The sequence below is a fragment of the Sphingobium sp. PNB genome (assembly GCF_019873065.1).
Taxonomy (GTDB): Bacteria; Pseudomonadota; Alphaproteobacteria; order Sphingomonadales; family Sphingomonadaceae; genus Sphingobium; species Sphingobium fuliginis.
In genome coordinates, this window is record NZ_JAINEZ010000151.1 from 1 (window position 1) to 6,395 (window position 6,395).

A 6,395-nucleotide genomic window follows, 5' to 3' on the forward strand; every position below is an offset into this window, starting at 1 on the left:
GAGACAGCCCCCTAACCCCCTCCCGCCTGCGGGAGGGGGAATGTCCTGATTCCACCCATTCCTGCCGTCACTTACGGCAGGCGGATGTCAGGAAACCGTCAGCACACCGTCATAGGCGCGGTCTTCCAGCGCCCGGCCTGCGCCCATGGCCACGCAGATCAGCGGCTTGTCCGCGACCGTGACGGGCAGTCCGGTCGCGTCGGACAACGCTTCGTCCAGACGCCGGAGCAGCGCGCCTCCGCCGGTCAGGGTGATCCCTTCCTCGATGATGTCGGCGGACAGTTCCGGCGCGGTCTGTTCCAGCGCGGTCATCACCGCCATCTTGATCTGGCCGACCGGCTCGGACAGCGCATCCGCGATTTCCGCCTCGCTGATCGACATTTCGGCGGGGCGGCCGTTCACCAGATCCCGGCCCTTCACCGTCATCCGGCGGCCTTCGCCATCGGGTGAGGTCGCGGCGCCCAGTTCGCATTTCACACGTTCGGACGTCGCTTCACCGATCATCAGATTATGCGTGCGGCGAATGTGGGAAGCGATGGCATCGTCCAGCCTGTCGCCACCGACCCGTGCCGAGCTGCTATAGGCGATGCCCCGCAGGGACAGGACGGCGACCTCCGTCGTCCCGCCGCCAATGTCGACCACCATCGCCCCGCGCGGCTCGGTGACGGGCAGGTCGGCGCCGATCGCGGCGGCCATGGGTTCCTCGATCAGCTGGACCCGATAGGCCCCCGCGTTGGAGGCGGCGTCGCGCAGGGCGCGGCGTTCAACCATGGTGGAACCTGTCGGTACGCAGATCACCACTTCATGGCGGCGGCCGAAGCGGTTGGCGCCGTTCAGCGCCTTGTCGATGAAATGCTTGATCATCTGCTCGGCCACGTCGATGTCCGCGATCACGCCGTCGCGCAGCGGCCGGATCGCCTGGATGCCGGCCGGCGTCTTGCCCATCATCAGCTTGGCTTCGTTGCCGACCACCTTGACCTTGCGGATGCCGTCGCGCGTCTCGATCGCGATGACGGAGGGTTCGTTGAGGACGATACCCCGGTCGCGCACATAGATGACCGTGTTGACGGTGCCGAGGTCGATGGCCATGTCGCAGGCGGAAGAGGAAAAGAAGCGCGGCAGTTTCATGCGAATGGCGGACAATCTGTGCAGGGGAAGCGGGATGGCCTCCCCTGCACAGCCCCCTCTCCAAGCAGAAGCAGGGTGCGACAGCCCGTCCGGTATCCGGGGCCAGTTGAGGCGTTAATAGGCTCGCCGGGTATAGCTGATCGATATGGCCGGGGTCTGGTAAAGGATGAAATTCAATGGCCGGGAATAGGTCATGGTGATTTCCCTGTAGGAAACGCCATATTGCGTGCCCTGCACGACCGTCGGATCGTTGGTGTAGGTCGGGTCGAGGCCGAATTCACGGCTCTTCACCTTGGCGATGATCTCAGCGTCGGTGGGCCTGGGAAAGATGCTGGCATAGCGCGCGCCTTCGTCGACCGCATGTTGCAGGCCGGTGCGCGCGCAGGCGATGATGCCGAGTTGCAGCGCGCCCATCAGCAGCATGATGAAGGGCGGCACGGCGAGAACGAATTCGATCGCCGCCGCGCCGCGCTGGTCGCGTATCAGGCGCGTCATTGCAGGCGCACCGAGGCCGAGCCGGTGAGCGCGATGCCCTGGGACGACCATCTGCTGCCGAGGGCAAGTTTCGCGAACATCGGCGTATAGCTTCCTGAAATGCTGATCGCGACATAGCGCTTCGTCTGCTGGCCGTCGGGGCAAGGAACCTCCGGGCTGGCGGTCTGCACGGTGGCGTCGCAGAGCAGCGTGGGCGTGACGGTGACGTTGCCGGTCGGAACGCCGGCTGCTGCAGCGGCGTCTGCGGCCAGATTATTATAGGCCTTCGAAGTGTCTGTGGTGTCGTTGGTGTAGCCGCCCGCAGCCGCCAGTTGCGCCGTGCGCTCCGCCGCGCGCTGGAGCCCGATCTTCGCCTTGAACGCCATGGCGACATCCCCCGCCATGAAGGTCAGCAGGACCAGGACCGGCATGATGATCGCCAGTTCGACGGTGCTGTTGCCGTATCGGTCGGAGAGAAGCCGCTTCATCATCCCACCAGCTTCACCAGCGTGGCCGTGAATTTATCGACTCCCGTATCTTTGCATTGATTGACGATATTGCTGTTCCCGATGAAGGTGACGCGCTTGCCCACCATCTTCACGCAGTCGGTGGTCATGCCCGATGTGCCGCTGAAGGACAGCGCCTGGCCCGGAAAATAGAAAGCGCCCTGCAGGACGGAACTCGCATTGCCGTTGATCGTGTTGGTTTGCGAATCCAGTGCGCGTCGGTCCTGGTAGAAGAGGACGCCATGATAAGGGTCACTGAGGTCCGTCGGCGCCTTCAGGTTGAGCGTCGCACCGCCATTGATATTGACGTTGGCGATGGAACTGGGGTTATTGGCTGCGTTACTGCTGGTCAGGATGATGGTGACGCCGGTGCCGTTGAGTACCCCCTGTGCACCGACATCGAAGGTGCCGCCGTCAATATAATAAACACCCGGAGCCAGATTGACCGTCCCCTTGATGTCGATATTATTATAACAACCCGGCGAATAGGGCTGGGTCTCCCCGTTCTTGGCGGTGAGCTTCTTGTTGCAACCCGTCAAATTCGCCGCAGTAGGCGTGGGCAACCCTGCATAGGGGTCCATCACCGGTAAGCTGTAGGGCATCAGCGTGGTACCAGTGGCATAGTTGGAACTGGACGAGAGCCCGCCCACCGCCGCCACCGGGCTTGCCGTCACCACGCTGCTGCCGCCTGCATAGACGGCGTTGGATGCCCGCGAATTGGTGGCGATGCCGCAGCCCAGATTGACCGTGGCATTGCCCTGGAGCGTGATGCCGACCGCACTCGTCTTTTCGAGCGAGACGACGCAATAGTCACCGCTGCCCACCACGGCTGCGGTCGCTTCGCCATAGATGACCGGCGCTTTCACCCCCAATATCTTCGAAAAGGGCAGCTCCGCCGAGGTTTGCAGCACCACGCGCACCGCCTTGCTGTTGCCGGCATAGGAACCTGTCGTCGGCGCATTTTCGATCGTCGGGGTTTGCGTCAGGGTGACCAATGACATGCGGTTGATGTCCGATGTCGCGCTGTCCGACGCGCTGAAGCCCTGCGCGACCGCATAGGCTCCAGCCAGCGCGGCGCTGTCCGCCTGGCGCTGGATCTGTCGTTTCCAGAGGGTCCATTGCACCGTGTCTGTCGCCAGGCCCGCCGCGCCGACCAGTACTGGCATGGAGGCTGCAGCCATCATCAGGACATTGCCCGTCCTGTCCCGCAGCAACCGCCCCACCGCTCTGCCGAACATTCCCATTCCCTTCCTGCGTGGAGCATCGCTCCAGATCACAGGCGGGGTTTTAAATATTATCGGTTAATGAAATATGATTTTCTAACATAAATTAGTTATACTGAATAGTATATAACTTTAGTTATATCAATATAGATAGAAATTAATTGATTTATTTTCGCATCTATATTCGAAATAATACCGAAAAACTATAGTATAGGATGAAATATTTCTATGTATTTTTGAAAATAACTGAGATTTTCTCGCCTCTCTCCTCTCTGGAACGACAAGCTCAACCACCCTTCAGTCTCAATGAAAATCCCGCGATTGCGGCAATATCCGCACATTGCGCGGATGTCCTGAAGCGTGCCTCTGGCGCGTGCGGGAAGCCTCCTGCACATCCGCTTGCGAAAGCCGTGACAATTCCGCGGTCCTGTCATGCACGCGGGAAGCCATCAGGTGGACGACGCCTTCCTTGCTGCGCTGCACTTCCCCTTCGACCAGCATCAGCCGCGACGCCATGACCGGACGCCGCTGCATTTCGAACAATCGCGCCCATAGAAGAATATTGGTGATTCCCGTCTCATCCTCGATAGTGATGAAGACCGCATTGCCCTTGCCCGGCCGTTGCCGCACCAGCACCACGCCGGCCGTCTTCACCAGGGCTCCGTTCTTCGCCGCCGAAATCTGGGCGCAGCTCAGCACGCCCTCCGCCGCGAAGACCGGGCGCAGGAATTGCATCGGATGCCCTTTGAGCGACAGGCGCGTCACCAGATAATCGGCCTCGACATGCTCGGACAAAGCCATGGCAGGCAGCATCGCATCCGGCTCCTCCCCCAGTTCCTGCGCCTTGGCGGCGGCGAACAGCGGCAATTCGTCCGAAGGCGCCCGCCGCGCTTCCCACAGGGCAGCCCGCCGGTCCTTCCCCAGCGAGCGGCAGGCATCGGCGTCCGCCAGCAACCGCAAGGCCCGCGCCGGCAATCCCGCCCGGCGCGCCAGATCCTCCATGGTGGAAAACAGCCCTTCCTTTCGCGCCGCAACCAGTTGCTTCGCCCAATCCTCCCGAAAACCATCCACCTGCCGCAGTCCAAGGCGCAGCGCCAGGGCCCGCCCCGCCCCCTCGCCCCGACCGTCGTCCCGCGACCGCAGCAGCGGTTCGAGAGCATTGTCCCACCCGCTCATATTCACATCGACATCATGCACGGTGACGCCATGCTCCCGCGCATCGCGCACGATCTGGGCCGGGGCGTAGAAACCCATGGGCTGCGAATTGAGGAGCGCGCAGGCGAACACCGCCGGCTGATGGCATTTGATCCAGGCCGACACATAGACCAGCCGCGCGAAGGACAGGGCATGGCTTTCGGGAAAACCGTAGCTGCCGAAACCCTCGATCTGCTTGAAGCAGCGTTCGGCAAACTCCGCCTCATAGCCCCGCTCCACCATGCCCCTGATCATCTTCTCGCGAAAATGATGGATCGTGCCGACATTGCGGAAGGTCGCCATGGCGCGGCGCAGGGCGTCGGCCTCCGCCGGCTCGAAACCTGCCGCCTTGATCGCAAGCTTCATCGCCTGTTCCTGGAACAGCGGCACGCCATAAGTCTCGCCCAGCAATTTCTCCAGTTCATCGGCTGGTCCATGATGGGGGGACGGCCGGGGATATTCGACCTTCTCATCCCCGCATCGCCGCCGCAGATAGGGATGGACCATATTGCCCTCGATCGGCCCGGGACGAACGATCGCCACCTGCACGGTCAGGTCATAGATGGAGCGTGGCTTCAGACGGGGCAGCATGTTGATCTGCGCCCGGCTTTCCACCTGGAAAACGCCGATGCTGTCGCCCTTGCACAGCATGTCGTAGACGGCTTCGTCCGCCGCCTCCATATCGACCGTCAGCTGGTGATCGCCCAGCCCCTGTTCCCGCATCAGGTCGAACGCCCGGCGGATGCAGCTCAGCATCCCCAGCGCCAGCACGTCGACCTTCATCAGGCCGAGCGCGTCGATGTCATCCTTGTCCCATTCGATGAAGCTGCGATCCTCCATCGCCGCATGATGCAGCGGCACCGTCTCGTCCAGCCGGTTCTGCGTCAGCACAAAGCCCCCCACATGCTGCGAAAGATGGCGCGGAAAGGGCTCTGACAGCAACTGGTCGACAATCGCCTTCAACTGCGCGATCTGCGGATTGTCGAGCGCGAAGCCCGCCTCCACGATCCGCGCATCGTTCATGTCGCTCGAATAACTGCCCCACACCGTGCTGGAGAGGCGGGCCGACACATCCTCGCTAAGGCCCAGCGCCTTCGCCACTTCCCGCACGGCGCTGCGCGAACGGTAATGGATGACGGTCGCGGCGATCCCGGCGCGATGGCGGCCATAACGTTCGTAGATATATTGCATCACCTCCTCGCGCCGCTCATGTTCGAAATCGACGTCGATGTCGGGCGGTTCGTTGCGATCTTCGGATACGAAGCGGGAAAAGAGCAGGTCGTGCTTGAGCGGATCGATGGATGTCACGCCCAACAGGAAGCAGACCATGCTGTTCGCCGCCGATCCGCGTCCCTGGCAAAGGATACCCTTGGTCCGGGCAAAGGCGACGATGTCATGCACGGTCAGGAAATAATAGGCATAGTTGCGCTTGGCGATCAGTTCGAATTCTTTTTCCAGTGTCTCGCGGGCCTTCAGGGGAAGACGCGCGCCATAGCGGGCATGGGCGGCGGACCAGGTCAGTTCCTCCAGCCATTGCTGCGCCGTCCATCCTTCCGGCACCGGTTCATGGGGATATTCATAGGCAAGCTGGTCGAGCGTGAAATGCACCCGGCTCAGCAAATGTCCGCTTTCCGCCACTGCCTCCGGGCAATCGCGGAACAGATGGGCGATTTCGGCAGGGTCATGGATATGCCTTTCCGCATTCGCCTCCAGCAGGCGCCCTGCCCTGGCGATGCCGGTGCCTTCGCGAATGCAGCTCAGCACATCCTGCAGGGGACGCTGCGCCGGACTGGCGTAGAGCGCGTCCATGGTCGCCAGCAAAGGCACGCCCGCCGCCACGGACAAGGCCTTGAACTGCGCCAGCCGCCGC

5 protein-coding genes are annotated in these 6,395 nt (G+C 62.2%); all 5 read right to left on the minus strand.

Translation table 11 applies throughout. From position 1 onward, the window contains the following. Window positions 1–87: 87 nt before the first annotated feature. Entirely contained in the window at window positions 88–1,128 is a 1,041-nt protein-coding gene (locus K7W03_RS26255) for a rod shape-determining protein (RefSeq protein ID WP_025551712.1), read from the minus strand. A 114-nt stretch (window positions 1,129–1,242) separates the two neighbouring features. Further along, a complete protein-coding gene (locus K7W03_RS26260) occupies window positions 1,243–1,623 on the minus strand; it encodes a TadE/TadG family type IV pilus assembly protein (RefSeq protein ID WP_025551710.1) in 381 nt (126 codons plus the stop codon). Further along, window positions 1,620–2,093 (minus strand): TadE/TadG family type IV pilus assembly protein, encoded by a 474-nt coding sequence (locus tag K7W03_RS26265; RefSeq protein WP_222887827.1) that lies wholly within the window; start codon window positions 2,091–2,093, stop codon window positions 1,620–1,622. Before K7W03_RS26265 ends, K7W03_RS26260 begins: the two co-directional genes overlap by 4 nt. Next, window positions 2,090–3,346 (minus strand): pilus assembly protein TadG-related protein, encoded by a 1,257-nt coding sequence (locus K7W03_RS26270; protein ID WP_222887837.1) that lies wholly within the window; start codon window positions 3,344–3,346, stop codon window positions 2,090–2,092. Before K7W03_RS26270 ends, K7W03_RS26265 begins: the two co-directional genes overlap by 4 nt. A 288-nt stretch (window positions 3,347–3,634) precedes the next feature. Further along, a partial coding sequence (locus K7W03_RS26275; protein ID WP_222887839.1) for an error-prone DNA polymerase occupies window positions 3,635–6,395 on the minus strand: 2,761 nt, incomplete at its 5' end.